General features: G+C 58.5%; 24 protein-coding genes and 2 tRNA genes. 3 read left to right on the top strand and 23 right to left on the bottom strand.

What is annotated here, in order from left to right:
- Positions 1–115: 115 nt before the first annotated feature.
- From FUU19_RS01990 to FUU19_RS01980, 3 genes are read right to left on the bottom strand one after another with little or no spacing between them, the layout of a single operon-like run.
- Positions 116–1,255 carry an ABC transporter permease gene (locus FUU19_RS01990; protein ID WP_141971291.1) on the bottom strand — a complete coding sequence of 380 codons (1,140 nt, stop codon included), beginning with the start codon at positions 1,253–1,255 and terminating at the stop codon, positions 116–118.
- Entirely contained in the window at positions 1,252–2,406 is a 1,155-nt protein-coding gene (locus tag FUU19_RS01985; RefSeq protein WP_044029869.1) for an ABC transporter permease, read from the bottom strand. The genes FUU19_RS01990 and FUU19_RS01985 overlap by 4 nt, the downstream gene beginning before the upstream one ends.
- Positions 2,388–3,359 carry an HlyD family secretion protein gene (locus FUU19_RS01980; protein WP_141971295.1) on the bottom strand — a complete coding sequence of 324 codons (972 nt, stop codon included), beginning with the start codon at positions 3,357–3,359 and terminating at the stop codon, positions 2,388–2,390. Before FUU19_RS01980 ends, FUU19_RS01985 begins: the two co-directional genes overlap by 19 nt.
- Before the next feature lie 230 nt (positions 3,360–3,589).
- Here FUU19_RS01980 and FUU19_RS01975 point away from each other — a divergent pair, with 230 nt between their 5' ends.
- A complete protein-coding gene (locus tag FUU19_RS01975) occupies positions 3,590–4,603 on the top strand; it encodes a luciferase-like monooxygenase (protein WP_049294845.1) in 1,014 nt (337 codons plus the stop codon).
- Between the two features lie 38 nt (positions 4,604–4,641).
- Here FUU19_RS01975 and yedF read toward each other — a convergent pair whose 3' ends face one another.
- The 19 genes from yedF to rlmE all read right to left on the bottom strand — a co-directional run bounded on the left by yedF (position 4,642) and on the right by rlmE (position 24,217).
- Positions 4,642–4,881 carry a sulfurtransferase-like selenium metabolism protein YedF gene (gene yedF / locus FUU19_RS01970; RefSeq protein ID WP_004933486.1) on the bottom strand — a complete coding sequence of 80 codons (240 nt, stop codon included), beginning with the start codon at positions 4,879–4,881 and terminating at the stop codon, positions 4,642–4,644.
- Positions 4,878–6,092: a selenium metabolism membrane protein YedE/FdhT gene (yedE, locus tag FUU19_RS01965; protein ID WP_187321954.1), complete on the bottom strand. Its 1,215-nt coding sequence runs from the start codon at positions 6,090–6,092 to the stop codon at positions 4,878–4,880. The genes yedF and yedE overlap by 4 nt, the downstream gene beginning before the upstream one ends.
- Positions 6,093–6,238: 146 nt before the next feature.
- Positions 6,239–8,176: a DEAD/DEAH family ATP-dependent RNA helicase gene (locus tag FUU19_RS01960; RefSeq protein WP_102985550.1), complete on the bottom strand. Its 1,938-nt coding sequence runs from the start codon at positions 8,174–8,176 to the stop codon at positions 6,239–6,241.
- The gene (yrbN, locus tag FUU19_RS24740; protein ID WP_223182019.1) at positions 8,166–8,240 is read right to left on the bottom strand and encodes a protein YrbN; all 75 of its coding nucleotides are present in this window, start codon (positions 8,238–8,240) and stop codon (positions 8,166–8,168) included. The genes FUU19_RS01960 and yrbN overlap by 11 nt, the downstream gene beginning before the upstream one ends.
- A gap of 122 nt (positions 8,241–8,362) precedes the next feature.
- Positions 8,363–9,247 (bottom strand): lipoprotein NlpI, encoded by an 885-nt coding sequence (nlpI, locus tag FUU19_RS01955; RefSeq protein WP_004933495.1) that lies wholly within the window; start codon positions 9,245–9,247, stop codon positions 8,363–8,365.
- 128 nt (positions 9,248–9,375) lie between these two features.
- On the bottom strand, positions 9,376–11,493 hold the full coding sequence (gene pnp / locus FUU19_RS01950) for a polyribonucleotide nucleotidyltransferase (protein ID WP_025305055.1): 2,118 nt from the start codon (positions 11,491–11,493) through the stop codon (positions 9,376–9,378).
- 256 nt (positions 11,494–11,749) lie between these two features.
- A complete protein-coding gene (gene rpsO / locus FUU19_RS01945; protein WP_004933502.1) occupies positions 11,750–12,019 on the bottom strand; it encodes a 30S ribosomal protein S15 in 270 nt (89 codons plus the stop codon).
- A 124-nt stretch (positions 12,020–12,143) separates the two neighbouring features.
- On the bottom strand, positions 12,144–13,088 hold the full coding sequence (gene truB / locus FUU19_RS01940; RefSeq protein WP_230491058.1) for a tRNA pseudouridine(55) synthase TruB: 945 nt from the start codon (positions 13,086–13,088) through the stop codon (positions 12,144–12,146).
- Positions 13,088–13,498 carry a 30S ribosome-binding factor RbfA gene (rbfA, locus tag FUU19_RS01935; RefSeq protein ID WP_004933508.1) on the bottom strand — a complete coding sequence of 137 codons (411 nt, stop codon included), beginning with the start codon at positions 13,496–13,498 and terminating at the stop codon, positions 13,088–13,090. The genes truB and rbfA overlap by 1 nt, the downstream gene beginning before the upstream one ends.
- Positions 13,499–13,568: 70 nt before the next feature.
- Positions 13,569–16,256, bottom strand: a complete 2,688-nt coding sequence (gene infB, locus FUU19_RS01930; RefSeq protein ID WP_141971299.1) for a translation initiation factor IF-2 — start codon at positions 16,254–16,256, stop codon at positions 13,569–13,571.
- Between the two features lie 23 nt (positions 16,257–16,279).
- On the bottom strand, positions 16,280–17,788 hold the full coding sequence (gene nusA / locus FUU19_RS01925; protein WP_019453340.1) for a transcription termination factor NusA: 1,509 nt from the start codon (positions 17,786–17,788) through the stop codon (positions 16,280–16,282).
- A gap of 21 nt (positions 17,789–17,809) precedes the next feature.
- Positions 17,810–18,262 (bottom strand): ribosome maturation factor RimP, encoded by a 453-nt coding sequence (gene rimP / locus FUU19_RS01920; protein WP_004933515.1) that lies wholly within the window; start codon positions 18,260–18,262, stop codon positions 17,810–17,812.
- Between the two features lie 217 nt (positions 18,263–18,479).
- Positions 18,480–18,556, bottom strand: a tRNA-Met gene (locus FUU19_RS01915).
- 60 nt (positions 18,557–18,616) lie between these two features.
- Positions 18,617–18,703 (bottom strand) — tRNA-Leu (locus tag FUU19_RS01910).
- 69 nt (positions 18,704–18,772) lie between these two features.
- On the bottom strand, positions 18,773–19,108 hold the full coding sequence (secG, locus tag FUU19_RS01905; protein ID WP_004933519.1) for a preprotein translocase subunit SecG: 336 nt from the start codon (positions 19,106–19,108) through the stop codon (positions 18,773–18,775).
- Between the two features lie 220 nt (positions 19,109–19,328).
- Positions 19,329–20,666 carry a phosphoglucosamine mutase gene (gene glmM / locus FUU19_RS01900; protein WP_038879137.1) on the bottom strand — a complete coding sequence of 446 codons (1,338 nt, stop codon included), beginning with the start codon at positions 20,664–20,666 and terminating at the stop codon, positions 19,329–19,331.
- Positions 20,667–20,670: 4 nt separating this feature from the next.
- Positions 20,671–21,507, bottom strand: a complete 837-nt coding sequence (gene folP, locus FUU19_RS01895) for a dihydropteroate synthase (RefSeq protein ID WP_202670154.1) — start codon at positions 21,505–21,507, stop codon at positions 20,671–20,673.
- Between the two features lie 92 nt (positions 21,508–21,599).
- Entirely contained in the window at positions 21,600–23,531 is a 1,932-nt protein-coding gene (gene ftsH, locus FUU19_RS01890; protein ID WP_004933529.1) for an ATP-dependent zinc metalloprotease FtsH, read from the bottom strand.
- A 56-nt stretch (positions 23,532–23,587) separates the two neighbouring features.
- Positions 23,588–24,217, bottom strand: coding sequence for a 23S rRNA (uridine(2552)-2'-O)-methyltransferase RlmE (rlmE, locus tag FUU19_RS01885; protein WP_004933533.1), 630 nt, complete (start codon positions 24,215–24,217; stop codon positions 23,588–23,590).
- Positions 24,218–24,360: 143 nt separating this feature from the next.
- On the opposite strand from rlmE, the gene yhbY reads away from it, so the two are divergent.
- Positions 24,361–24,654: a ribosome assembly RNA-binding protein YhbY gene (gene yhbY / locus FUU19_RS01880; protein WP_004933536.1), complete on the top strand. Its 294-nt coding sequence runs from the start codon at positions 24,361–24,363 to the stop codon at positions 24,652–24,654.
- 112 nt (positions 24,655–24,766) lie between these two features.
- Here the strand turns inward: yhbY and greA are convergent, their stop codons facing one another.
- Positions 24,767–25,243 (bottom strand): transcription elongation factor GreA, encoded by a 477-nt coding sequence (gene greA / locus FUU19_RS01875; RefSeq protein ID WP_025305051.1) that lies wholly within the window; start codon positions 25,241–25,243, stop codon positions 24,767–24,769.
- A gap of 256 nt (positions 25,244–25,499) precedes the next feature.
- On the opposite strand from greA, the gene dacB reads away from it, so the two are divergent.
- Positions 25,500–26,933: a serine-type D-Ala-D-Ala carboxypeptidase gene (gene dacB / locus FUU19_RS01870; RefSeq protein WP_025305050.1), complete on the top strand. Its 1,434-nt coding sequence runs from the start codon at positions 25,500–25,502 to the stop codon at positions 26,931–26,933.
- Positions 26,934–26,936 lie beyond the last annotated feature (3 nt).

Here is a 26,936-nt window from a genome sequence, read left to right as displayed (position 1 = left end):
GATTTAAGCATCCGGGCAGCCACATAACCCTTTGAAATCTAATAAATAAAAAAACCACCTATAGCAATAAAGCAGGATCACCGAGTTTTTGCGCTATAACAACAAGATACCTCCCCTACGCCCGCCGCTTCCTGAACATCCCGCGCAGCGCCACGCTGTTGCGCAAGAAGCCGACGCCAAAGCCCAGCAGGGTGTAGACCACGCCGAGCATCAGCATCATCATCACGTCCCCCCACACTTCGTTCAGCGACAGACCCATCTGGTTGACGCCGGCGATCGCCTTGGTGCCCCAGGTGGAGGGAATGCTGTACGAGATGGCGCGCACCCACGCCGGCATCGACTGCAGCGGCCAGATGGTGCCGGACAGGTAGAAGACCGGCGTGGTGATGAACGCCAGCGTCAGGTAGATCATCTCGACGCTGCGCAGGCACTCGGTCACCAGCTTGCCCAGCCCCAGTACCGCCAGCAGGAACGGGAAGGTCAGCAACAGCAGTTCGGCGATGTTCGCCGTCTGCCGATAGCCCAATACCCACGGCCACAGCACGAACAGCACGATCGACAGGAACAGCCAGATCGGCAGCAGCGCCGTCAGCCCGCCGAGGTGTGCCGCCAGCGGCGCCTTGCCGCCGGGCATGCTCTTCATGGCGATATTGACGCGGATACAGGCAATCAATAGCGAGTGCTGCAACAGCATCACCAGCAGGCCGGGGAAGATGATCGCCGCGAAGCTGATGCCGGGGTTAAACACGTCCAGCGTTTGTCCCAGTATCGGCGTCAGCAGTATCTGCGCCTGCCGTTCGCTGAAGCCGCTGCGCAGCAGCAGCCCGTTGTTGTACTCCGTCAACAGCTGCTGGTAGGCCGCCACCACGTCCTGTTGGATCTGGCCGTTGGCCAAGCGGTTGGTGGCGTCGCCGTACACCGGCACCACGATGTTCTGCCCGCTGAGGATCTTCTTCTCCAGATCCACCGGCATGATGATCACCGCAAACAGCTTGCGCCAGCTGAGATCGCGCTGCGCCTGTTCCAGGCTGTCGTAGGTTTCAATCGCTATCTTGGACGTGGCGTCCAGCTGACGGATCAGCTTCCGGCTGGCGGTGCTGTGGTCCTGATCGACCACCCCCACCGGCAGATCCCACACCGTGCGGTTGGCATACACCATGCTCATGATGCACAGCGACAGGATCAGCATCAGCCACACCGGCCGCTCCAGCATGCCGAGCAGTACCTTAACGAAGGTTTGCCAATAGAGCTTCATCCGGCGTTCCCCTCTTTTGCCAGCCGCGCCGGCAGGCGATTACGCACCAGCAGCGCGGCCACCAGCGGATAGACCGCCAGCAGCGCACACACGCTGAAAATGGCGCTGGCGTGCACCTGCCGCAGGAACACGTCGAACATCGCGTACAGCGCGTGGGTCAGCGGTTCGATGTTGGAAATGATGCGCGCCGGCAGCGGCATCGACAGCTCAGGCACCGCCATGCCGGAGAACGTCATCGCGATACTGACCAAAATACCGATCAGGCTGTAGGCGGTGATGGTGCTGCCGGTAAAGGTATACAGCAGCAGGCCGATGCTTTGCGCCGCCATCACGTAGAACAGGCCGATCATCAGCATAAACAGCGGGTTGCCGCTGACGCGGGCGTCAAAAATGCCCACCAGCGCCGCGATCTCCACCATCAGCAGGGTGGTGAAACACAGCGTGTACGGCGCCAGCTTGCCAAGCAGCGCCAGGCTGAACGGCTTGGCCTGCAGCAGCGACTTGCTGCGCGCCAGCACGTAGATCATGCAGGTCACCGCGAACAGCTGCAGCAAATGGATGGTGGCGGCGAACTGCTGGTAATAGATATAGCTGCCGCTGGCGTTGAACAGACTGCCGTAGGAGAGCGTCACGTCCGCCAGCGGCGGCAGCGTTTTGCCCATCTCGGTGGCGATGATGCTGCGGGTGCTGGCGTTGATTTCGTTCATCAGGCCGCCGAAGTCCTGGGTGGAATACAGCCCGGCGCCGTAGAACAGCGCGTTGTAGTACATCACCACGCTCGGCTGTTTGCCCGACAGCGCGTTGGCCTCGAAGTCCGGCGGGATATACAGCAACGCGTAATCCTGCGCGCTGCGCAGGCGGCTCAGCGACTCCGGCAGCCCACCGCCGTAAGCCTCGACGTGGGCGTGCGAACCGGCGTCCAGCCGCCGCGTCAGCGATTTGGACAGCGGGCTGTGATCGCTGTCCACCACCGAGACCGGCAGATCGAGCAGCGTGCCTTCGGAGAAGTTGCTGCTGATCAGCGCAAACAGGATCAGCGGAAAGATCCAGCTCAGCCAGTGCACCACCGGGCTGCGAAAGGCGACGCGGCACTCTTTATCGAACGCGTGACTGAAGCAGCGCCAGCCGGCCCTTACTCTTTCCATTGCCATAAGGTGCTCATCCCCGGACGCAGGCCGTCCACCGGCTGTGACGGATACAGGCGCACTTCGAAGGTTTTCAGGTCGAAGTCGCCGGTGGCGCGGGTGGCGCGTTTGGTGGCGTAATCCCCCAGCGGCGCGATGTAGCGCACCTCGGTGTCGATCATTTTGTCCTTCAGCGCCGGCACCCGCAGCTTGACCTTGTCGCCTTTGCGCACGTGGGCCAGGATGTCTTCGCGCAGGTTAAACACGAAGTAGGCGTCCGGCACCCGGATCAACGTCACCAGCGGGCTGCCGGCGTTCAGCAATTCACCCACTTCGGCCGGGATCGGCCCCACTTCGCCGTCTACCGGCGCTTTCACCTGCAGATCGTCGCTCTGCGCCTGGATCTGCAGCAGGTTCTCTTCCGCCGCCCGCAGCGCCGCCGCGTATTGCTGCCGCTGCTCGACGCGGTCGCCGTTGATGCCTTCATCCAGGTTGGCCTTGGCGGCCTGTACCTGCTGGAAGCCTGTGTCGCGCGCCCGGCGCGAGGCGTCCAGCTCGGACTTCGAGATATAGCCTTTGCCGGCCACGCTCAGGTTGCGGTTGTAGTCGTTTTGCGCATTGCGGTACTGCGCCTCGGCCTGCGCCAGGTTGGCGCGCAGGTTGCGGATGCTCTCTTCACGGGTGCCGTGCAGCGACAGCTCGAGCTGCGCCTTGGCCTCGTCGCGCGTCGCCTGCGCGGAACGCAGCTGCGCCATCAGTTCGGGGCTGTCGAGCTGGATAATCAGCTGACCACTTTTCACATCGTCACCGCGTTCGATCAGGCGTTCAACCACCCGGCCTTTCGCTTTGGAAGCGACGATCACTTCGGGGGCATCCACTTCACCCTGCAGTAACAGATCCTGATTGTGCGCGCGGAACAAGATCGCCAATGCGATCGCCACCATCATCAGCAACAGGGTAAACAGCGTCTTTTTTTTCATTATGTCGGCTCCCGGAACGGTAAGCGGCGGGCGGGGATCATCATTTCCATGTCTTAAATTGCTCCAAAAAACACCATTGCGCTCATGAGGATATCACAAGCACATATCTCCTCTTTTATAACTATAAATTGGATTATGCTTTTAACACTAAAAAGCATCATTTTCGGTTTTTTGGTATGCAGACTCCTGCAATCGCCCTTTAAGCGATCCACTCTCTGATGGACGATGTCATGACTGAACACACTGCGGTACCGCTTTCGGTACTGGATTTATCGCCAATCCCGCAAGGGGCCAAAGCGCGCGACGCTTTCCACTGTTCGCTGGATTTGGCGCAGCACGCCGAGCGCTGGGGCTACCAGCGCTACTGGCTGGCCGAGCACCACAACATGACCGGCATCGGCAGCGCCGCCACCTCGGTGCTGCTGGGCTATCTGGCCGCCGGCACCCAGAGCATTCGCCTCGGCTCCGGGGGCGTGATGCTGCCGAACCATGCGCCGCTGGTGATCGCCGAGCAGTTCGGCACGCTGGAGTCGCTCTATCCTGGCCGCATCGATTTGGGGCTGGGCCGCGCGCCCGGCACCGATCAGCGCACCATGATGGCGCTGCGTCGCCATCTGTCCGGCGATGTGGATACCTTTCCGCGCGACGTGCAGGAGCTGCAAAACTATTTCTGCGACGCGCAGCCCGGCCAGCCGGTGCAGGCGGTGCCGGGCCAGGGACTGCACGTGCCGCTCTGGCTGCTCGGCTCCAGCCTCTACAGCGCGCAGCTGGCGGCGCAGCTCGGCCTGCCGTTCGCCTTCGCCTCGCACTTCGCCCCGGATATGCTGTTCCAGGCGCTGCAGCTGTACCGCGAGAACTTCAAACCGTCCAAACAGCTGGCGCAGCCGCACGCCATGGTGTGCGTCAACGTGATCGCCGCTGAGAGCGATAGCGATGCGCGCTTCCTGTTCAGCTCGATGCAGCAGCAGTTCATCAATCTGCGCCGTGGTTCGCCCGGCCCGCTGCCGCCGCCGGTGGATAACATCCACGCGCTGTGGACCGCCGGTGAACAATACGGCGTCGAACAGGCGCTGCGGATGTCGATCGTCGGCGATGAAAAAACCGTGCGTCACGGGTTGCAAACGCTGCTGCGTGAAACCGATGCCGACGAGATCATGGTCAACGGCCAGATTTTCGATCACCAGGCGCGGCTGCGTTCGTTCGAGATTGTTGCCGGAGTGCAAGGCGACATCGTGAAGGGATAAAAAGCGAAAAGGCGGTGGGGAGCCCCACCGCCTCGGCGTTAACGCTGGATCAGATAGCGGATGGTCGGCCCGTCCTGCTGGATATCCAGCACCTTGTAGCCGTGGTTGCGCGCATCGAGCGGGATGTTGTTGATCGACTGCGGGCAATCGCTGATCACCTCCAGGATTTCCCCCGGCTTCAGCTGCGGCATCGCCTCCAGCGTCGCTACCGCCGGGTACGGGCAAGGTTCGCCCAGCATGTCCAGCCGGTAGTCCGGCACTATCGTCGTCTCTTTCATGGCATGCTCCTCAAATTCACCACCTGCGCCTCAGGCCGGGCGCGGAAAAAGCGCTTCTCCCACCACAGCATGGCGGCAAAGGCCAGCGCCAGCAGCAGATAGGTCACCAGCAGGCCACCGATCGGGCCGAAGGTGTCGAGCAGATTGATCTTGTCGTAGTCGGTCGCCAGCGCCGGTGCCAGATCGTCCCAGTAATAGGCCAGCAGCGTAGCGCCGATGATGTTGCCCAGCCCCACCCACCAGTAGTGTACCTGCCCTTCCACCGCGCGGTACATCCAGCCGGTCTCGCAACCGCCGGCCAGCACGATGCCGAAGCCGAACAGCAAGCCGCCCAGCACCGCATTCGGGCCAGCCCACATGATCTTCGGCGCCACGCCAAGCTGCACGTAGCTGAAGATGCCGATGGCGCTCACCGCCATGCCGATGATGATGGCTTTCGCCATGTGGGTGCGGCCGGTGATCCACAGATCGCGGAACGCCGAGGTAAAGCAGATCTGCGCGCGTTCGATCAGCAAACCGAAGCCGATACCGAACAGCATGGCGATGCCGAGCTTCGGCGCATCGAACAGCGTCCACAGCGACCAGGCCACCGCCAGGCCGAAGACCGCCATGCCCAGCCGGAAGCGGCGGCGCGCCTGCTCAGGTTTCTGCGTCAGCGGCGCGGCGGCCTTCACCTTTTGCAATTTGACCGGGATGCGGAACATCGGCAGCAGCGTGAATTTGGCGCCGAAGTAGGAGCCGACGGCGGTCGCCAGCGCGAAGAACCAGGCGTGCAGCGAGAACTGCGGAATACCGGTGAAGAAGGCCGCCAGGTTACAGCCCATTGCCAGGCGCGCGCCGAAACCGGCGATAATGCCACCCAGCAGCGCCTGCACGATGCGAATGCGGTGCTGCGGCTGGCGCAGCTTGATGTTGTTGGCCCACAGCGCGGCGGCGATGCAGCCGGCGAACATGCCGATGATCATGCGCCCGTCGATGCGCTCCAGCGGCGTGCCCTGCAGGCCGATAACCTTGAAATAACCCCACTGCTCAGGGTGCAGGCCGAACCACTGCAGCACATGGCCGCCCCAGCGCGTGAATTCGCCGGTCACCGCCCAGAAAGTGCCGGTCATGCCGAAGTAGTAGGTAGAAAGGATCCCGGCGGCGATCACCGCCGGCAGCGGCGCCCAAAAGCGCACCAGGTATTGAGATTTGAACTGCTGCCAACTCATGGCATCTCCCGTGCATATCATCCGTAAGAAAAAACCTTATGAATGATACGCCATTCGGGGGCGTTTGACGGCAATTTTCAGGCATAAAAAAACCAGCCCGCAGGCTGGTTTTTCAGAGCGCTTCACCGCGAACGGTGAATCAGCGATTACGCGTCGCCGAAACGACGACGTGGTGCTGCCGGTGCGCCGTCATCACGGCGTGGCGCCGGCTTGCCGTCACGGTTGTAGTTACCGCCACGACGCTCGCCGCCGTTACCGCCTTCACGACGTTCGCCGAAGGAACGACGTGGGCCGCCTTCGCGACGTTCGCCGTTGAACGGACGGCCGTTACCGTTGCCACGACGCTCGCCACCGTTGCCACCGTCACGACGCTCGCGGCGTTCGAACGGCTGTGCATCACCCAACAGCTGCATGTTCATCGGCTTGTTCAGGATGCGAGTGCGAGTGAAGTGATTCAGGATCTCGCCCGGCATGCCTTTTGGCAGCTCGATGGTGGAGTGGGAAGCAAACAGCTTGATGTTACCGATGTAACGGCTGCTGATGTCGCCTTCGTTAGCGATAGCGCCAACGATGTGACGGACTTCTACGCCATCGTCACGGCCCACTTCAATGCGGTACAGCTGCATTTCGCCAACGTCACGACGTTCGCGACGTGGACGGTCGCCGTCACGGCTATCGCGGCTGTCGCGACGGTCGCCACGATCACCACGACGATCGTCACGGTCGTTGAACTCGCGGCGCTGACGCGGTTTGAAGACCGGATCCGGCGGCAGGATCAGCGGACGTTCGCCCTGAGCCATTTTCAGCAGCGCTGCGGCCAGGGTTTCCATATCCAGCTCTTCTTCCGGCTGCAGTTTGGTCAGCAGTGCGCGGTACAGATCCAGATCGCTGCTTTCCAGCTGCTGCTGAACTTTCGCGGCGAACTTGGCCAGACGACGCTCGCCCAGCAGTTCTGCGTTTGGCAGCTCCACTTCAGGGATGGTCAGCTTCATGGTGCGTTCGATGTTGCGCAGCAGGCGGCGTTCGCGGTTTTCCACGAACAGCAGCGCACGGCCGGCGCGGCCCGCACGACCGGTACGGCCGATACGGTGAACGTAAGACTCAGAGTCCATCGGGATGTCATAGTTGACAACCAGGCTGATGCGCTCAACGTCCAGACCACGGGCCGCAACGTCGGTCGCGATCAGGATATCCAGACGACCGTCTTTCAGGCGCTCCAGAGTCTGCTCACGCAGCGCCTGGTTCATGTCGCCGTTCAGCGCGGCGCTGCTGTAACCGCTGCGCTCCAGCGCTTCGGCCACTTCCAGGGTCGCGTTCTTGGTGCGGACGAAGATGATCGCCGCGTCAAAGTCTTCAGCTTCCAGGAAACGCACCAGCGCTTCGTTTTTACGCATGCCGTAGACCGACCAGTAGCTCTGGCTGATGTCCGGACGGGTGGTCACGCTGGACTGGATGCGCACTTCCTGCGGCTCTTTCATGAAGCGGCGGGTAATGCGACGGATCGCTTCCGGCATGGTGGCGGAGAACAGCGCGGTCTGATGTTCAGCCGGGATCTCAGCCATGATGGTTTCTACGTCTTCGATAAAGCCCATGCGCAGCATTTCGTCGGCTTCATCCAGCACCAGACCGCTCAGGTTAGAGAGGTTCAGGGTGCCGCGCTTCAGGTGGTCCAGCAGGCGGCCTGGGGTACCCACAACGATTTGCGGGCCCTGGCGCAGAGCGCGCAGCTGCACGTCGTAACGCTGGCCGCCGTACAGGGCTACCACGTTGACGCCGTTCATGTGTTTGGAGAAATCGGTCATCGCTTCAGCAACCTGAACCGCCAGTTCGCGGGTCGGTGCCAGCACCAGGATCTGAGGTGCTTTCAGGTCTGCCTGCAGGTTGTGCAGCAGCGGCAGCGAGAACGCTGCAGTTTTACCACTACCGGTCTGTGCCATGCCCAGCACGTCGCGGCCGTTCAACAGGTGAGGAATACACTCAGCCTGGATCGGAGATGGTTTTTCATAGCCCAGATCGTTCAGGGCGGAAATGATTGGAGCAGACAGCCCCAGATCAGCAAAAGAGGTTTCAAACTCAGTCGTCATGTACACGTGCCTCATTAATAATGGCAGCCAGTCTACATAACTCGTCGAGAAAATTTTCAGTCATTTTCATTGAAAAGTGTGAACCGGCTCAAATTAGATTATAAAACGAACAAAAAAGCCCTCGCCCGTTAAGGCGATAACTTTGGTTAAAAACCAATGTTCATCAGGCTGATAGGTGTTCGTCAGCTATTGCTGGTCCGATTCCGATAGGTCGTCTTGCTCTTGGCCCAAAAGCGCCAATTCCAACAATGCATAGCGGTGCTCAACGAAGTTGTGAACGTTGTTAGACACCGTCAGTTTGAACAGCGCCGAAGCGGTGTCCTTGTCCCCCAGACTCAGGTAGTGTTTACCCAAATAGAAGTCAGTTTCACTGAGATGCTCAGCGAGCGAAGTGTTATCCGTTGCATCTGCCTTGAGGCGTTCCATCAGCGTTTTTTCGCTGATCTTGCCCAGGTAGAATTCGACAATATTCCATCCCCATTGCCCTCTGTCCGCTTTGTCATAGCGCTGCTGAAGCGCTACCTCGGCCTTCTTGGGATCGATTTCTCTCTCCACCAGATACAGCCATAACGAACGGAAGGGATCGTTTGGGTCGTCTTGATAAAACGCCTGCAGATCATCCTGCGCCAACGGGAAGCGGCCGCCATAATACAGTGCGATGCCCCGGTTTAAACGCGCGTAATTGTAAGTTGGATCAAGCTCTAGTACAGAATCAAACGCTTCATAGGCAGCATCAAAATTGCCTGCCTGCGTTAAGTAAATGCCCAGGTAGTTGAAAACTTCCGGCATGTCGGGACGTATCGCCAGCGCCTGCGAGAAATCATTGCGCGCTAATGCACGTAACCCGAGGCTATCATACAGCACACCGCGCTCATATAAAAGCTGTGCGCGTTCGTCATCCGTCAGTGCCCGGCTGGCAAGAATTTGTTCCATGCGCGCCAGGATCACTTCCTGCTGCAACGTTGGCTGCAACGGGATTGCCAAAACTTCGTCTTTACGCCAATCATGGTTGCTGCATCCTGCCAGCATGAGTGCTGTCGCAACGTAACACCAGCGCAAGAAAGGCTTCATTTCCCACTCCCGAAGACAAACATTGGATGAACGTCCTGTCCTCCGTTTGCTAAAACGCGGGCATCCTACCCGCGCGATACGAACAGCTCCCAACCCCATGGCGGGGAGCTGTAAAACTATCTATACAGTTATTCTGCTTCAGGCGCAGGTGAACCCGCTTCCGGCGCCATCGCTTCTTTGATGCTCAGACGCACGCGGCCCTGACGGTCAACTTCCAGCACCTTAACCGGCACTTCCTGACCCATCTGCAGATAGTCGGTCACTTTCTCGACGCGCTTGTCGGCGATCTGAGAAATGTGTACCAGACCTTCTTTACCACCGCCGATAGCGACGAACGCGCCGAAATCAACGATACGGGTCACTTTACCCTGATAGATACGGCCCACTTCGATCTCTGCCGTGATCTCTTCGATACGACGGATAGCGAATTTCGCCTTCTCACCGTCGGTCGCAGCGATTTTAACTGTACCATCATCTTCAATTTCGATGGTAGTGCCAGTCTCTTCGGTCAGTGCGCGGATAACGGAACCGCCCTTACCGATCACGTCTTTGATTTTATCCGGGTTGATGCGGATAGTATGAATACGCGGTGCGAATTCGGAGATATCGCCGCGCGGGGAGCTGATAGCCTGTTCCATTACGCCCAGGATGTGCAGACGCGCGCCCTTGGCCTGGTTCAGAGCCACCTGCATGATCTCGCGGGTGATGCCTTCGATTTTAATGTCCATCTGCAGCGCGGTGATACCGTCGCGGCTACCGGCCACTTTAAAGTCCATGTCGCCCAGGTGATCTTCGTCACCCAGAATGTCGGACAGAACCACAAAGTTATCGGCTTCTTTCACCAGGCCCATCGCGATACCCGCAACGGCAGCCTTGATTGGCACACCGGCGTCCATCAGCGCCAGAGATGCGCCGCACACGGAAGCCATGGAAGAAGAACCGTTGGATTCGGTGATTTCAGACACGACGCGAACCGTGTACGGGAAATCTTCCGGTTTAGGCATCATAGCCAATACGCCGCGTTTCGCCAGGCGACCGTGACCGATTTCACGACGCTTAGGAGAACCGACCATGCCGGTTTCGCCTACGGAGTACGGAGGGAAGTTGTAGTGGAACAGGAAGCTGTCGGTCTTCTCGCCCATCAGCTCGTCTAGGTTCTGTGCGTCGCGCGCGGTGCCCAGGGTCGCGGTAACCAGCGCCTGAGTTTCGCCACGGGTGAACAGCGCGGAACCGTGGGTGCGCGGCAGTACGCCGGTGCGCACGTCCAGGCCACGGATCATGTCTTTTTCACGGCCGTCGATACGCGGCTCGCCACGCAGTACGCGGCTGCGCACCACGTTCTTCTCGACGTTGCCCAAGATGTCCTGGATTTCGCCGGCGTCCAGCGTTTCGTCCTGCGCCAGCAGGGTTTCAACGACGCTGTCTTTGATCGCGTCAACCTGAGCGTAACGCTCTTGTTTTTCGGTGATGTGGTAAGCGTCGCCCAGGCGAGCTTCGGCCAGTTCAGCCACGCGCGCGTGCAGCGCTTCGTTGACCGCAGGGGCCTGCCAATCCCACTTCGGCTTGCCGGCTTCGGCAACCAGGGAGTTGATGTTTTCGATAACCACTTGCTGCTGGTCGTGGCCGAACACCACGGCGCCCAGCATCTGATCTTCGCTCAGCACTTCCGCTTCGGATTCAACCATCAGCACCGCGCCTGCAGTACCGGCAACCACCAGATCCAGACGGCTTTCTTTCAGCTCGTCAGTCGTCGGGTTCAGCACGTACTGATCGTTAATGTAACCTACGCGCGCTGCGCCGATTGGGCCGTTGAACGGGATACCGGACAGGCTCAGGGCGGCAGAGGCACCGATCATCGCAACGATGTCCGGGTTCACCTGCGGGTTAACGGAAACTACGGTCGCGATCACCTGAACTTCGTTCAGGAAGCTGTCCGGGAACAGTGGGCGGATCGGACGGTCAATCAGACGGGAAGTCAGCGTCTCGCCTTCGCTCGGACGGCCTTCGCGACGGAAGAAGCTGCCCGGGATACGGCCGGCGGCGTAAGTACGCTCTTGGTAGTTAACGGTCAGCGGGAAGAAGCTCTGGCCCGGCTTGGCTTTTTTCTGGCCAACGACGGTAACGAATACGGCGGTGTCATCCATGCTCACCATAACGGCAGCGGTGGCTTGACGAGCCATCATACCGGTTTCGATGGTGACGGTATGCTGGCCATACTGGAATTTGCGAATGATCGGTGTCAGCAAAATTATATCCTTGATTAGCGGCGCGCAATCGCATTGACGACTCGACACGCCTGTGACTCGATTTGCCTTCTCACTACATCCTCGCGACTAATGACAATCCTTATCTCAGGCAGGAGATAAAGCCTCTCATTAGCCGCGCGAACCTCTGTAACGGAAGAACCTGTTTGGAAACATCAGTAATACATTAACCTGATTTGCTTATGCTTCCTAGAAGAAAGGGGCCAAAATAGGCCCCTTTCCACTGAAACTTGCTAGATTAGCGACGCAGACCCAGACGCTCGATCAGGCTGGTGTAACGTGCTACATCTTTACGCTTCAGGTAGTCCAGCAGCTTACGACGCTGAGAAACCATACGCAGCAGACCACGACGGCTGTGGTGATCTTTTTTGTGCTCGGAGAAGTGGCCTTGCAGATGGTTGATCTGCGCAGTCAGCAGGGCAACCTGAACTTCGGTAGAACCGCTGTCGTTAGTACCACGACCGAAATCAGCTACGATTTGAGCTTTAGCTTCAACACTTAGAGACATTGTAATACTCCAGATTATAGATAATAAAAACAGGCGCCGATCTCTAATTCAGCAACCCAATGCATAAGCTGCGCCATTCTACTCTTAGCGCAGTGCGATCGCAAGGCGACGCAGTGCCCCGCCGTCAGTCGAAATGCTCGACCACCAGGCGGCGCGGCGCCACGCGACCATCCTCGGCGATGTCGCCAACGCCGATGAATTTTCGCTCTTCACCCTCGGTGATACGCACCAGGCCGGAAGCCGGCGCGCCGGCCACTTGCACCGGTTGCCCCTGCTTGACGTAACCCGCGACCACCGGCAGCAAATTCACTTCCGGATAGTTCTCAACCGGGCTATCCATCGGCATCAGCAACGGATCGAGCAGCTCGCCGGGCGCGATCGCTTGTTCCTGCGCCTGAGCCAGCAAAGCGTTCAGCTGTTCCAGCGTCACCATGCGCGCGATCGGATAAGTCGCCACCTGCAGGCGGCGCAGATAGATCACGTGCGCGCCGCAGCCCAGCAGCTCGCCGAGATCGTCGGTGATGGTGCGGATATAGGTGCCTTTCGAGCAGTGGATCTCCAGCTCCAGTTCATCCCCTTCCCAGCGGATAAACTGCAGCTCGTACACCGTGATGCTGCGCGCTTCGCGCGGCACTTCAATCCCCTGGCGCGCATACTCGTAGAGTTTCCTGCCCTGGTATTTCAACGCCGAATACATCGACGGCACCTGCTGGATGTCGCCGCGGAAGGTGTCCAGCGCCGCGTCGAGCTGCGCCTGGGTGAAGTTCACCGGACGCTCCTGCACGATCTGGCCGTCGGCGTCGGAGGTATCGGTACGCTGCCCCAGCTTGGCGATCACCCGATAACGCTTGTCGGAGTCGAGCAGATATTGCGAAAACTTGGTCGCTTCGCCCAGGCAGATAGGCAGCATGCCGGTCGCCAAGGGATCGAGCGCGCCGGTGTGGCCCGCTCGGTTGGCGTTGTACAGGCGTTTTACTTTTTGCAGCGCATCGTTGGACGACAACCCCTGCGGCTTGTCCAGCAACAGCACGCCGTGGATGTCACGGCCGCGGCGACGAGGGCGACTCATTAATCCTCCTTGTCATCGCCTGAGGCGGAACGGCGCTCGGCGTCGTTCTTCACCACGTTGGTCACCAGGTTGGACATGCGCATGCCTTCCACCAGGGAGTTGTCGTAAGCGAAGGTCAGCTCCGGCACCACGCGCAGGCGCATCGCTTTGCCCAGCAGGGTGCGGATATAGCCGGAAGCGTCCTGCAACGCTTTGATGCCGTTGGTGACCAGATCCGGATCGTGGTTCTCGGTCAATACGTTCAGGAAGGTGACGTAAACCTTGGCATACGCCAGGTCGCGGGACACTTCCACGCCGGAAACGGTCGCCATGCCGACGCGCGGATCTTTAACTTCACGCTGCAGAATGATCGCAATCTCTTTCTGCATCTCTTGCGCCACGCGTTGACCGCGGCTGAATTCTTTTGCCATTTTGGATTCTCCAGACAAATCGGGGGGCACAAAGGCCCCCCGTAAACAGATATAAGCAGATGTGCAATCGTTAAGCGATGGTGCGTTGGATCTCAATGATTTCGAACACTTCGATCATGTCGCCGACGCGCACGTCGTTATAGTTCTTAACGCCGATACCACATTCCATGCCGTTACGGACTTCGTTAACGTCATCTTTGAAGCGGCGCAGGGATTCCAGCTCGCCTTCATAGATAACCACGTTGTCGCGCAGTACGCGGATTGGGTTGTGACGCTTGATGGTCCCTTCGGTAACCATACAGCCGGCGATAGCGCCGAACTTAGGCGATTTGAACACGTCGCGCACTTCGGCCAGGCCGATGATCTGCTGCTTGTATTCCGGCGCCAGCATACCGCTCATCGCCTGCTTCACTTCGTCGATCAGGTTATAGATCACGGAGTAGTAACGCAGATCCAGGCTTTCCGCTTCGATTACGCGGCGCGCAGAAGCGTCGGCACGCACGTTGAAGCCCAGGATGATGGCGTTGGAAGCCGCAGCCAACGTCGCGTCGGTTTCGGTGATCCCACCTACGCCGGAGCCGACAATCTTCACCTTCACTTCGTCGGTGGAGAGTTTCAGCAGCGAGTCGCTGATCGCTTCGCAAGAACCCTGTACGTCGGACTTCAGTACGATGTTCAGCTCGGACACTTCGCCGTCGGTCATGTTGGCGAACATGTTTTCCAGCTTGGACTTCTGCTGACGCGCCAGTTTGACTTCGCGGAACTTGCCCTGACGGTACAGCGCCACTTCACGCGCTTTCTTCTCGTCACGCACCACGGTCGCTTCATCACCCGCTGCAGGCACGCTGGACAGACCCAGGATTTCCACAGGGATAGACGGACCGGCAGAGGTCACTTCACGGCCCAGCTCGTCGCGCATCGCACGCACACGGCCGTATTCGAAGCCGCACAGGACGATGTCGCCCTTGTTCAGCGTACCTTCCTGAACCAGAACGGTAGCCACTGGGCCACGGCCTTTATCCAGGAAGGACTCGATCACCACGCCGCTCGCCATGCCGCTGCGTACCGCTTTCAGTTCCAGAACTTCGGCCTGCAGCAGGATAGCCTGCAGCAGCTCGTCGATACCGGTACCGGCTTTCGCGGACACGTGGACGAACTGCGCTTCGCCGCCCCACTCTTCCGGCATCACGCCGTACTGAGACAGTTCCTGCTTAACGCGGTCCGGATCGGCTTCCGGTTTGTCGATTTTGTTCACCGCAACCACCAACGGCACCTGCGCCGCTTTCGCGTGCTGGATAGCTTCGATGGTCTGTGGCATCACGCCGTCGTCGGCCGCTACCACCAGAACCACGATGTCAGTCGCCTGAGCACCGCGAGCACGCATCGAGGTAAACGCGGCGTGGCCCGGGGTATCCAGGAAGGTGATCATGCCGTTCTCGGTTTCTACGTGGTAGGCACCGATGTGCTGGGTAATGCCGCCGGCTTCGCCCGCCGCCACTTTGGTGGAGCGGATGTAGTCCAGCAGCGAGGTTTTACCGTGGTCAACGTGGCCCATGATGGTCACGACCGGCGCGCGCGGTTCGGCCGCAGCGCCCGTATCACGGTCGCTCATCAGCGCTTCTTCCAGCTCGTTTTCACGACGCAGGATAACTTTGTGGCCCATCTCTTCGGCAACCAGCTGTGCGGTTTCCTGGTCGATAACCTGGTTGATGGTGGCCATGGCGCCCAGCTTCATCATCACTTTGATGACCTGAGAACCTTTTACCGCCATCTTGTTGGCCAGCTCGGCCACGGTGATGGTTTCACCGATCACCACGTCACGGTTAACCACCTGCGCCGGCTTGTTGAAGCCCTGCTGCAGAGTGCTAGGCTTGCGTTTACCTTTACCGCCACGGGTAACGGCACGCGCTTCTTCACGATCCGCTTTGGATTCGGACAGCTTGTTGCCTTTCTTCTGTTTGGTCGCTTTGCCGCCGCGGGTGCGGCTACGACGATCGCCTTCAACTTTGGCGTCGTTTTCGTCTTCCGCGGCACGGGCGTGCTGAGAGGTAGTCACGTGATAGTCGGCGCTTTCAACCGCGGCGCTTGCCGCGTCGGCCTGGGCCCACTTCTCGCCGTTCTCTTCGGCCATGCGACGGGCTTCTTCCGCTACGCGCTTGGCTTCCTCTTCAACCTTGCGGCGCACTTCCTCTTCCGCTTTACGTTTCAGTTCAGCGGCTTCGGCTTCACGGCGTGCTTTTTCCGCCTGAGCTGGCTTGGTCATTTCGTCGGTATGTTGATTGGTCACTTTTTCTTTTTCCGCTGAATTACGCTTAGCAATCTCCGCGGCCTCACGTTTGGCTTGCTCTTCGGCTGCGCGCTTCGCTTCCGCTTCGCGTTTTGCGAGCTCTTCCGCTTCGCGCCGTGCCTGCTCTTCCGCTTCACGCTGTGCCTGCTCTGCCGCTTCAGCCAACTGGGCTTCCTGCGTATCGCGATTTACATAAGTGCGTTTCTTGCGGACCTCAATTTGCACCGATTTACTTTTACCGCCGGTGCTCGGGATATTCAAGGTGCTGCGCGTTTTGCGCTGCAAAGTGAGTTTACCCGGCGCGCTGCCGTGTTCACGGTTCAGGTGCGCCAGCAATGTTTCTTTTTCTTGCTGGGTAACAGAGTCCGACTCGGACTTGTTGATCCCTGCATCAGCAAACTGCTGTACCAGGCGATCAACCGGAGTCTGAATCTCTGCTGCCAGCGATTTTACGGTTACATCTGTCGTCATGCTGTTCCTTCCTGCTACAGTTATTACGCGTTGTCGCCAAACCAACAGATATTGCGTGCAGCCATGATCAGCTCGCCGGCTTGCTCATCGCTAAGCCCTTCAATATCAGCCAGATCGTCAACACCCTGCTCGGCAAGATCTTCCAGCGTACAAACCCCACGCGCGGCCAGTTTAAAGGCCATGCTGCGCTCAAGACCCGGCAGGTTGAGCAAATCGTCGGCCGGTTTGTTGTCGCCCAGGCTTTCTTCTTGTGCCAGGGCCAGCGTGGTCAATGCAGCTTTGGCGCGTTCGCGCAATGCTTCAACCGTATCTTCATCCAGACCGTCGATTTCCAACAGCTCTTTGATCGGCACGTAGGCCAGCTCTTCCAGCGTGGAGAAGCCTTCTTCAACCAGTACGGTGGCGAAATCTTCGTCGATATCAAGATACTTGGTGAAGGTATCAATAGCGGCATGAGCCTCGGCCTGGTGCTTGGCCTGCAGGTCGTCCGCCGTCATCACGTTCAGTTCCCAACGATCGTCGCCGCGGTGTTGTTTCAGCAGCTGGGAAGCCAAACGCACGTTTTGGCCGTTACGGCCGATCGCCTGCGCCAGGTTGCTGGCTTCAACGGCGATATCCATAGTGCAGTTATCTTCGTCTACCACGATCGACGCGACGTCGGCCGGCGCCATGGCGTTGATGACGAATTGCGCTGGGTTATCATCCCACAGGATGATGTCGATACGTTCGCCGCCGAGCTCGCTCGACACGGCCTGAACGCGCGCACCGCGCATACCTACGCAGGCGCCGACCGGGTCGATGCGCTTGTCGTTGGTTTTCACTGCAATTTTCGCACGGGAGCCAGGATCGCGGGCTGCCGCTTTAATTTCAATCACTTCTTCGCCGATTTCCGGCACTTCGATGCGGAACAGTTCTTTCAGCATTTCCGAGCTGGAACGGCTGACGAACAGCTGCGCGCCGCGAGCTTCAGGACGCACGGCGTACAGTACGCCGCGAATACGGTCGCCCGGGCGGAAGTTTTCGCGCGGCAACATGTCTTCACGGCCAATCACCGCTTCGGCGTTGTTGCCCAGATCCAGCGCGATGCTGTCACGGTTCACTTTCTTCACCACGCCGGTGACGATCTCACCTTCGTGTTCACGGAAAGCGTCAACCACCATCGCACGCTCGGCTTCGCGCACTTTCTGCACGATAACCTGCTTGGCGGTTTGGGTGGTGATACGGTCAAAGGTCACGGATTCGATCTGATCTTCGACGTAACCGCCGAGCTCAATGCTCGGATCTTCAAACTGAGCGGCTTCCAGCGTGATTTCACGCGTTGGCTGAGTCACTTCGTCTACGGCGACCCAACGGCGGAAGGTATCGAAATCGCCGGTTCTGCGGTCAATGCTGACGCGCACGTCGATTTCCTGCTCGTATTTTTTCTTGGTTGCGGTGGCTAATGCAGTTTCCAGCGCTTCGAAAATCTTCTCGCGCGGAAGGGATTTTTCATTGGAAACTGCTTCAACAACAGCCAGAATCTCTTTGTTCATCCTAGTTGCCTCTTCCAAACTTTAAAAGTGGGGTACCAGGTTCGCTTTCTGGATGTTGCTCAGCGCGAACACTTCATCTTTCCCTTCCACAGTAACCGTGATCATCTCGCCTTCGACAGACTTGATAATACCCTGCCACTTGCGACGGTTCTGTACCGCCATGCGCAGGACCAGGCTGACTTCTTCACCGAGGTAACGCGTATAGTGTTCTGCGGTGAACATCGGGCGATCAAGGCCAGGAGAGGAGACTTCCAAGTTGTAAGCGACCGTGATTGGATCTTCGACGTCCAATACAGCGCTGACCTGGTGGCTGACATCAGCGCAATCATCAACATTGATGCCGTTATCACTATCAATATAGATGCGGAGCGTCGATTGGCGCGCACGAATGAATTCGATGCCTACAAGCTCAAAGCCCAACGCTTCTACGGGTGCCGAAAGCATCTCTGTTAACTGTTGCTCTAATGTGGACAAGCCCACCCCCAAGACATAAAAAAAGGGCTAAATAGCCCAGTGATTCTGTTGCCAAATAACAAAAAACCCCGAAAAATCGGGGCTTTATGCAACTGGACCCTGTTTGCCGCTAGGCGGCCTCGGTACAACTTTCGAGCAAGTGTCATTTTCAAATGTTGATCGAGAAAAGCGGATTTCAATCGAAAAGTGTATTTGAAAATAAACACTTAAAGGAAAGTGGTTGCGGGGGCCGGATTTGAACCGACGACCTTCGGGTTATGAGCCCGACGAGCTACCAGGCTGCTCCACCCCGCGTCCGAAAACGTGGCAAATACTACGCCGATAATCGCAAAATTGCAAGTTATCTCTGGGATTTGGTACCGAGGATGGGACTCGAACCCACAAGCCCGTTAGGGCACTACCACCTCAAGGTAGCGTGTCTACCAATTCCACCACCTCGGTACTGATTCTTACTGCTAACGGCCGTCGTTCCTTCGAGTTCACAACCACCGTTTACAAACTTTTTGCGGCTTACTGCGGGATGTCGCTGCTCGGCTTGGCAGGTGCTGCCGGCGCGGTCGTCTGCTCAGTTTTCACTGGCTGACCCAGGTTTTCCCACTCACTGCCTTTCTTGCTTTGGTTGCTGCTGAGGTTGCCCAGAATCAGGCTGATGACGAAGAACAGCGTCGCCAACACAGCAGTCATGCGGGTCATAAAGTTACCGGAACCACTCGAACCGAACAACGTGCCTGATGCACCTGCTCCGAAAGAGGCTCCCATATCAGCGCCTTTACCTTGCTGCAACATAATCAGAGCAACCAGCCCGATTGAAATCAGCAGGAAAATTACCAGAAGAGCTTCGTACATAGTAGTACCCGTATCCTTGCGGCCTCACCGCATGCCAAATGCTTCACACTCATCAAGCAGGCAGTTTATAAAAACGCCTACTGAAGCGGGTGTGAATACTAACCAAAGCCGCCAACCCGCGCAAGGGCAATTTGCAGCCGCCGGCGCGTTTGCGGAAAAAAACGCCAACAATCGCCTCTCCGGGCTCAGCTTTGCCGAGCCCGGCGGCTAACTGTCTGTTTTAACCTGCGGATTTCACCGCGTCGGCGATGCGATGCGCCAGCGCGGTCACCTGCTGCTCGTCCTCGCCTTCCACCATCACGCGGATCAGCGGTTCGGTGCCCGATTTGCGCAGCAACACCCGGCCGCGGCCGGCCAGTTCGGCTTCCACCTGCTCGGTGACTTTACGCACCGCGTCGGACTCCAGCGGATTATGATCGCCGGCGAAGCGCACGTTGACCAGAATCTGAGGCAGCAGCTTCATACCGCTGCACAGGTCATGCAGGCTCATGTGGTTGCGCACCATGGCGGTCAGCACCTGCAACCCGGCCACGATGCCGTCGCCGGTGGTGGTTTTGTCCAGCAGGATCACATGGCCGGAGTTTTCCGCACCGATGCGCCAGCCCAGCTCCTGCAGCTTCTCCAGCACGTAACGGTCGCCCACTTTGGCGCGAGCGAACGGAATGCCCAGCTGTTTCAGCGCCAGCTCCAGCCCCATATTGCTCATCAGGGTGCCGACCGCGCCGCCGCGCAGCTGCCCCTGACGCAGGCCTTCGCGGGCGATGATGTACAGGATCTGATCGCCGTCCACCTTGTTGCCCAGGTGGTCCACCATCATCACGCGGTCGCCGTCGCCGTCGAACGCCAGGCCAACGTGCGCTTTTTCCTTCAGTACGCGCTCCTGCAGCTGACGCACGTCGGTGGCACCACATTTTTCGTTGATGTTCATGCCGTCCGGCTCAACGCCGATGGCGATCACCGTGGCGCCCAGCTCGCGCAGCACGCTCGGCGCGATGTGGTAAGTCGCCCCGTTGGCGCAATCGACCACGATTTTCAGCCCCTTCAGGCTCAGCTCGCTCGGGAAGGTGCCTTTGCAGAATTCGATGTAGCGGCCGGCGGCGTCGATGATGCGGCTGGCTTTACCCAGCTCGGCGGACTCCACGCAGGTCAGCGGCTTTTCCATCTCGGCTTCAATCGCTTCTTCGACGTTGTCCGGCAGCTTGGCGCCGTCGATCGAGAAGAACTTGATGCCGTTGTCATAAAACGGGTTATGCGACGCGGAAATGACAATGCCCGCTTCGGCGCGGAAGGTGCGCGTCAGATAAGCCACCGCCGGGGTGGGCATCGGCCCGGTGAAGGAAGCGGACAATCCAGCGGCCGCCAGGCCGGCTTCCAGAGCGGACTCCAGCATATAGCCGGAGATGCGCGTATCCTTACCGATGATGATCTTGCGGGAACCGTGACGCGCCAGCACTTTACCGGCCGCCCAGCCCAGCTTCAGCACGAAGTCCGGCGTGATGGGGCTGTCCCCGACCTTGCCACGGATGCCGTCGGTGCCAAAATATTTGCGCTCGCTCATGTCTCTACTGTCCCTTAGCTGAAAGTGTTGCCTCGACGACACGCATCGCCTCGACGGTTTCTTTAACGTCATGCACTCTGACAATCTGCGCACCCTGCATCGCCGCGATCACCGCGCAGGCCACGCTGCCGATAATCCGTTGATCCGGCGGCACGTTCAGCAGTTGTCCAATCATCGATTTGCGCGACATGCCGACCAACAGCGGCAAACCAAAACGATGAAACTCCGACAACCGGGCCAGAAGCTGATAGTTGTGCGCCAAATTTTTACCGAAACCGAAGCCTGGGTCGAGCAGCAATTTCTGATTTGTTATCCCCGCCTCGTTACAGCGCTGAATATGATGCTCGAAAAACGCCTGAACATCGGCAATCAGGTCATCGTAATGCGGCGCCTGCTGCATGGTGCGCGGCTGCCCTTGCATATGCATCAGACAGACCGGCAGACCGCTTTCCGCCGCCGCCGCCAGGGCACCCGGCTCCTGCAGCGAACGAATGTCGTTGATCAGATGTGCGCCGGCGTGTGCCGATTCGCGGATCACGCCCGCTTTCGAGGTATCGACCGAGATGAAGACTTCAAAACGCTGCGCCAGCGCTTCCACCACCGGCACGACCCGCTCAAGCTCTTCCTCTTCGCTCACCTCCGCCGCCCCCGGCCTTGTCGATTCACCGCCGATATCGATCATCGTGGCACCGGCCGAAATCAGCGCATGCGCGTGCAGCAGCGCCTGGTTCAGCGTGTTGTGGCGGCCGCCGTCGGAAAACGAATCCGGCGTCACGTTGAGGATACCCATCACCTGCGGATAGGAGAGGTTGAGCGTCATGTCGCGCACGGTTAACTGCATGGTTGGTCCACCTTACTGTTGCCTGGTTCACTGCCCGCCGGGCAAAAAAAAACCCCGGCGTACCGGGGTTTGATGTTATTACACAGCCGCTGTTACTTGTCGAGCTGTTCGGACATGGTGTTGCCCGGCGTTGGGGTGCGCGGCTCATCTACCGGCGTCGGGGCTTTCGGGGTGCCGCCGTTGTCGGAGCTGTTACCTTTGTTCGCATCGTCCCAGCCCGCCGGCGGACGCACGTCTTTGCGGTTCATCAGATCGTCGATCTGCGGCGCATCGATGGTTTCATACTTCATCAGCGCATCCTTCATCGAATGCAGGATGTCCATGTTTTCCATCAACAGCGAACGAGCACGCGTGTAGTTACGTTCGATCAGCGACTTCACTTCCTGGTCGATGATACGCGCGGTTTCATCCGACATGTGCTTCGCCTTGGCCACGGAACGGCCCAGGAACACTTCGCCCTCTTCTTCCGCATACAGCAGCGGCCCCAGCTTCTCGGAGAAGCCCCACTGGGTCACCATGTTGCGGGCGATGGAGGTCGCCACTTTGATGTCGTTCGACGCACCGGTAGAGACTTTTTCCGGCCCGTAGATGATCTCTTCCGCCAGACGACCGCCGTACAGGGTGGAGATTTGGCTCTCCAGCTTCTGACGGCTGGCGCTGATCGCATCCCCTTCCGGCAGGAAGAAGGTCACGCCGAGCGCACGTCCGCGAGGAATGATCGTCACCTTGTGTACCGGATCGTGTTCAGGAACCAGGCGGCCAATGATGGCGTGGCCCGCTTCGTGATACGCGGTCGACTCTTTCTGCGCTTCGGTCATCACCATGGAGCGACGTTCCGCACCCATCATGATCTTGTCTTTGGCTTTCTCGAACTCCACCATCGACACCACGCGCTTGTTGCCGCGGGCGGCGAACAGCGCCGCTTCGTTGACCAGGTTGGCCAGGTCGGCACCGGAGAAGCCCGGCGTACCGCGCGCAATGACGGAGGCGTCGATGTCGGCAGCCAACGGCACGCGGCGCATGTGCACCTTCAGGATCTGCTCACGGCCACGCACATCCGGCAGCCCGACCACGACCTGACGGTCGAAACGGCCCGGGCGCAGCAGCGCAGGGTCAAGCACGTCTGGACGGTTGGTCGCCGCGATGACGATGATGCCCTCGTTGCCTTCGAAACCGTCCATCTCAACCAGCATCTGGTTCAGGGTCTGCTCACGCTCATCGTGACCGCCACCCAGGCCGGCGCCACGCTGGCGACCGACGGCGTCGATTTCATCGATGAAGATGATGCACGGCGCAGCTTTCTTCGCTTGTTCGAACATGTCGCGCACGCGGGATGCACCCACGCCGACGAACATTTCGACGAAGTCGGAACCGGAAATGGTGAAGAACGGTACCTTCGCTTCGCCGGCGATCGCTTTCGCCAACAGCGTTTTACCGGTCCCCGGCGGGCCAACCATCAGCACGCCTTTCGGGATCTTGCCGCCCAGCTTCTGGAAACGGCTCGGTTCGCGCAGGTATTCCACCAGTTCGCTCACCTCTTCTTTCGCTTCGTCACAACCGGCGACATCGGCGAAAGTGGTCTTGATCTGGTCTTCCGTCAGCATGCGGGCCTTGCTCTTGCCGAAGGACATCGCGCCCTTGCCGCCGCCGCCCTGCATTTGCCGCATAAAGAAGATCCAGACCCCGATCAGCAACAGCATCGGGAACCAGGAGATAAAGATAGAAGCCAGCAGGCTCGGCTCTTCAGGCGGCTCGCCGACAACTTTCACATTCTTCGTTAACAACGTATCCAGCAACTTAGGATCGTTGACAGGGATGTAGGTCGTGTATTTGTTACTGTCTTTCTTGGTAACGTTAATTTCACGTCCGTTGATTCGCGCTTCGCGAACCTGGTCTTGGGTCAGTTCGGACATGAAGGTAGAGTAATCCACCCTACGGCCATTCGACTCGCTGGGCCCAAAGCTCTGGAATACAGACATCAACACTACCGCGATGACTAACCAGAGAATTAGGTTTTTCGCCATGTCACTCAAGGGATTAACCTCATCTTACAACTGTGTTAACAAACAGCGTTAGGGTACTACAGTTTGCGCCCTGTCGCTACAATGTACACTTCGCGCGAACGGGCGCGGGAAGCGTCTGGCTTACGAATCTTAACCTTCGTAAACAGGGAGCGAATTTCCCGTAGGTACTCGTCAAAGCCATCTCCCTGGAACACCTTCACCAGGAAACTTCCGCCTGGTGCGAGGACATCACGACACATATCCAGCGCCAACTCCACCAGATACATCGACCTTGGAATATCGACCGCCGGGGTGCCACTCATATTCGGGGCCATATCGGACATGACCACCTGAACCTTACTCTCGCCTACTCGTTCCAACAGCGCCTTCAGCACCAGTTCATCACGAAAATCGCCCTGAAGGAAATCGACGCCAACGATAGGATCCATTGGCAAAATATCACAGGCGATGATGCGTCCGGTACCGCCGATTTGGGTGACCACATACTGCGACCAGCCGCCCGGTGCGGCGCCGAGATCAACCACGGTCATGCCCGGTTTGAACAGTTTGTCGCTCTGCTGTATTTCATCAAGTTTAAACCAGGCACGGGAACGCAGTCCCTTTTTCTGCGCCTGCTGTACATATTTATCGCTAAAGTGTTCTTGTAACCAGCGACTGGAGCTAGCCGAACGCTTTTTATTAGCCATCTCGTTTTCCAACTATCATAAAAAGAGTCTTATGTCAGGGTCGCTGCTCACGTAGACTCACACCGGTGAAGACCGATTTGGTGATATACATGAGATGGCGGTAGAATGTACCGTTTTCAATCCCAACTTAAGCAAAAAAGACAATGAATCTGAATAATAAACAAAAACAGCACCTGAAAGGCCTGGCGCATCCGTTAAAACCGGTGGTGATGCTGGGCAATAACGGTCTTACCGAAGGGGTGCTGGCTGAAATTGAACAGGCTCTGGAGCATCATGAGCTGATCAAGGTGAAAATCGCCGCTGAAGATCGCGAAACCAAAACCCTGATCGCCGATGCTATCGTGCGTGAAACGGGCGCCTGCAATGTGCAAGTTATCGGCAGTACGCTTATTCTTTACCGCCCGTCGAAAGAGCGCAAGATCAGTCTACCGCGTTAATAACCATCAGGTTAACGAAAAGGTGCCATGCGCCTGACGAAGATAAAAGGCCGCTTGCGGCCTTTTTCCTATCTTTACAAAACGTTGGCGCATTAATGACCAACGGCCTCGATCAGAGATACTCGACCTTCAGGATCTCGTATTCCACGTCGCCGCCGGGGGTTTTGATCACCACCACGTCGTCTTGCTCTTTGCCGATCAGGCCGCGCGCCATCGGCGAGTTTACCGAAATCAGATTTTTCTTGAAATCGGCCTCGTCGTCGCCAACGATGCGGTAAGTCACTTCTTCTTCACTGTCCAGATTCATCACCGATACGGTGGCGCCGAAGATCACCCGGCCGGTGTTCGGCATCTTGGTGATATCGATCACCTGAGCATTGGACAGCTTGGCTTCGATTTCCTGAATGCGGCCTTCGCAGAAACCCTGCTGTTCGCGGGCGGCGTGGTACTCGGCATTCTCTTTCAAATCGCCGTGCTCACGGGCGTCAGCGATATCCGCAATGATTTTCGGGCGGCGCACGCTTTTCAGATATTCGAGCTCTTCGCGCAGTTTTTCAGCGCCAAACAAGGTCATCGGAATTTGGTTCATCGTATAAATACCTCTAAATCTTTCCTGTTCAAATAACCGTCATCCTGACGTATTCGTATGAAAACACGGTTGGCATACCGCCACCCGCCTCCAGGCGACAAACAAAAGAAACCTGACTCGGAACGAGGCCCAAGCCAAGATTGGTTTTGCATTTTGATACGCATTTTAGCCTAGAGTTCCTTGAGGGTCATCGTTTACTTTTTCCCTGATTGCACCGTAGTATGACGGCACGTTATCCAGCTGTTATCCCGAGATTATGCGTTTTTCACGAATTGTCAGTGCATTGGCTTGCGCATTTGTTCTGAATGCGAATGCGGCCCCGGTTGAAGAGTACACACAATATCTGCCTGATGGGGCCAACCTTGCCCTGGTCGTTCAGAAAATCGGTGCCGGCGCGCCGACGATCGATTATCACTCTCAGCAGATGGCGCTGCCGGCCAGTACCCAAAAAGTGCTGACGGCGCTGGCGGCCTTGCTGCAACTCGGGCCCGATTACCGTTTCACCACCACGCTGGAGAGCCAGGGCGATATCCGCGATGGCGTGCTGCGCGGCAACCTGATCGCCCGCTTCAGCGGCGATCCGACCTTCAAGCGCCAGAGCCTGCGCAATATGGTGGCCGTCCTGAAGAAACAGGGCGTGCGCCAAATCAGCGGCGACGTCCTGGTCGATACCTCGGTCTTCGCCAGCCATGACAAAGCGCCCGGCTGGCCGTGGAACGATCTGACACAGTGCTTCAGCGCGCCACCGGCCGCCGCCATCGTCGATCGCAACTGTTTCTCGGTCTCGCTGTACAGCGCGCCGAATCCGGGCGACATGGCGTTTATCCGCGTCGCCTCCTATTATCCGGTCAATATGTTTAGCCAGGTGCGCACCCTGGCGCGCGGTTCAGCAGACGCGCAGTACTGCGAGCTGGACGTGGTGCCGGGCGAGCTGAACCGCTTTACCCTGACCGGCTGCCTGACGCAGCGCAGCGAACCGCTGCCGCTGGCCTTCGCCATCCAGGACGGTGCCAGCTACGCGGGTGCCATCCTGAAAGACGAACTGACCCAGGCCGGCATCCAGATCGATGGGCACTTGAAGCGCCAGACGCGCCCTGGCATCACCGGCACGGTGATCGCGCAAACCCAGTCGGCGCCGCTGCACGATCTGTTGAAGATCATGCTGAAGAAATCGGACAACATGATCGCCGACACCGTCTTCCGCACCATCGGCCACGAACGCTTCGGCGTGCCGGGCACCTGGCGAGCGGGTTCCGATGCGGTGCGGCAGGTGCTGCGCCAGAAGGCCGGCATCGATCTGGGTAATACCATCATCGCCGACGGCTCCGGTCTGTCGCGCCACAACCTGCTGGCGCCGGCGACCATGATGCAGGCGCTGCAGTACATCGCTCAGCACGATAACGAGCTGAACTTCATCTCGATGCTGCCGCTGTCCGGCTATGACGGTACCCTGCGTTACCGCGGCGGCCTGCACGAAGCCGGCGTCGACGGCAAAGTGTCGGCCAAGACCGGCGCGCTGCAGGGCGTCTACAACCTGGCGGGCTTCATCACCACCGCCAGCGGCCAGCGCATGGCCTTCGTGCAGTATCTCTCCGGCTACGCCGTGCCGCCGGAAGATCAGAAACAGCGCCGCGCCCCGCTGGTGCGCTTCGAAAGCCGCCTGTATCGGGATATTTACCAAAACAACTGAGGA

This window comes from Serratia montpellierensis (genome assembly GCF_020858655.1).
GTDB classification, from domain to species: Bacteria; Pseudomonadota; Gammaproteobacteria; order Enterobacterales; family Enterobacteriaceae; genus Serratia; species Serratia montpellierensis.
The sequence above is the reverse complement of the archived record's forward strand: the minus strand, read 5'-3'. Positions and strand labels throughout refer to the sequence as shown.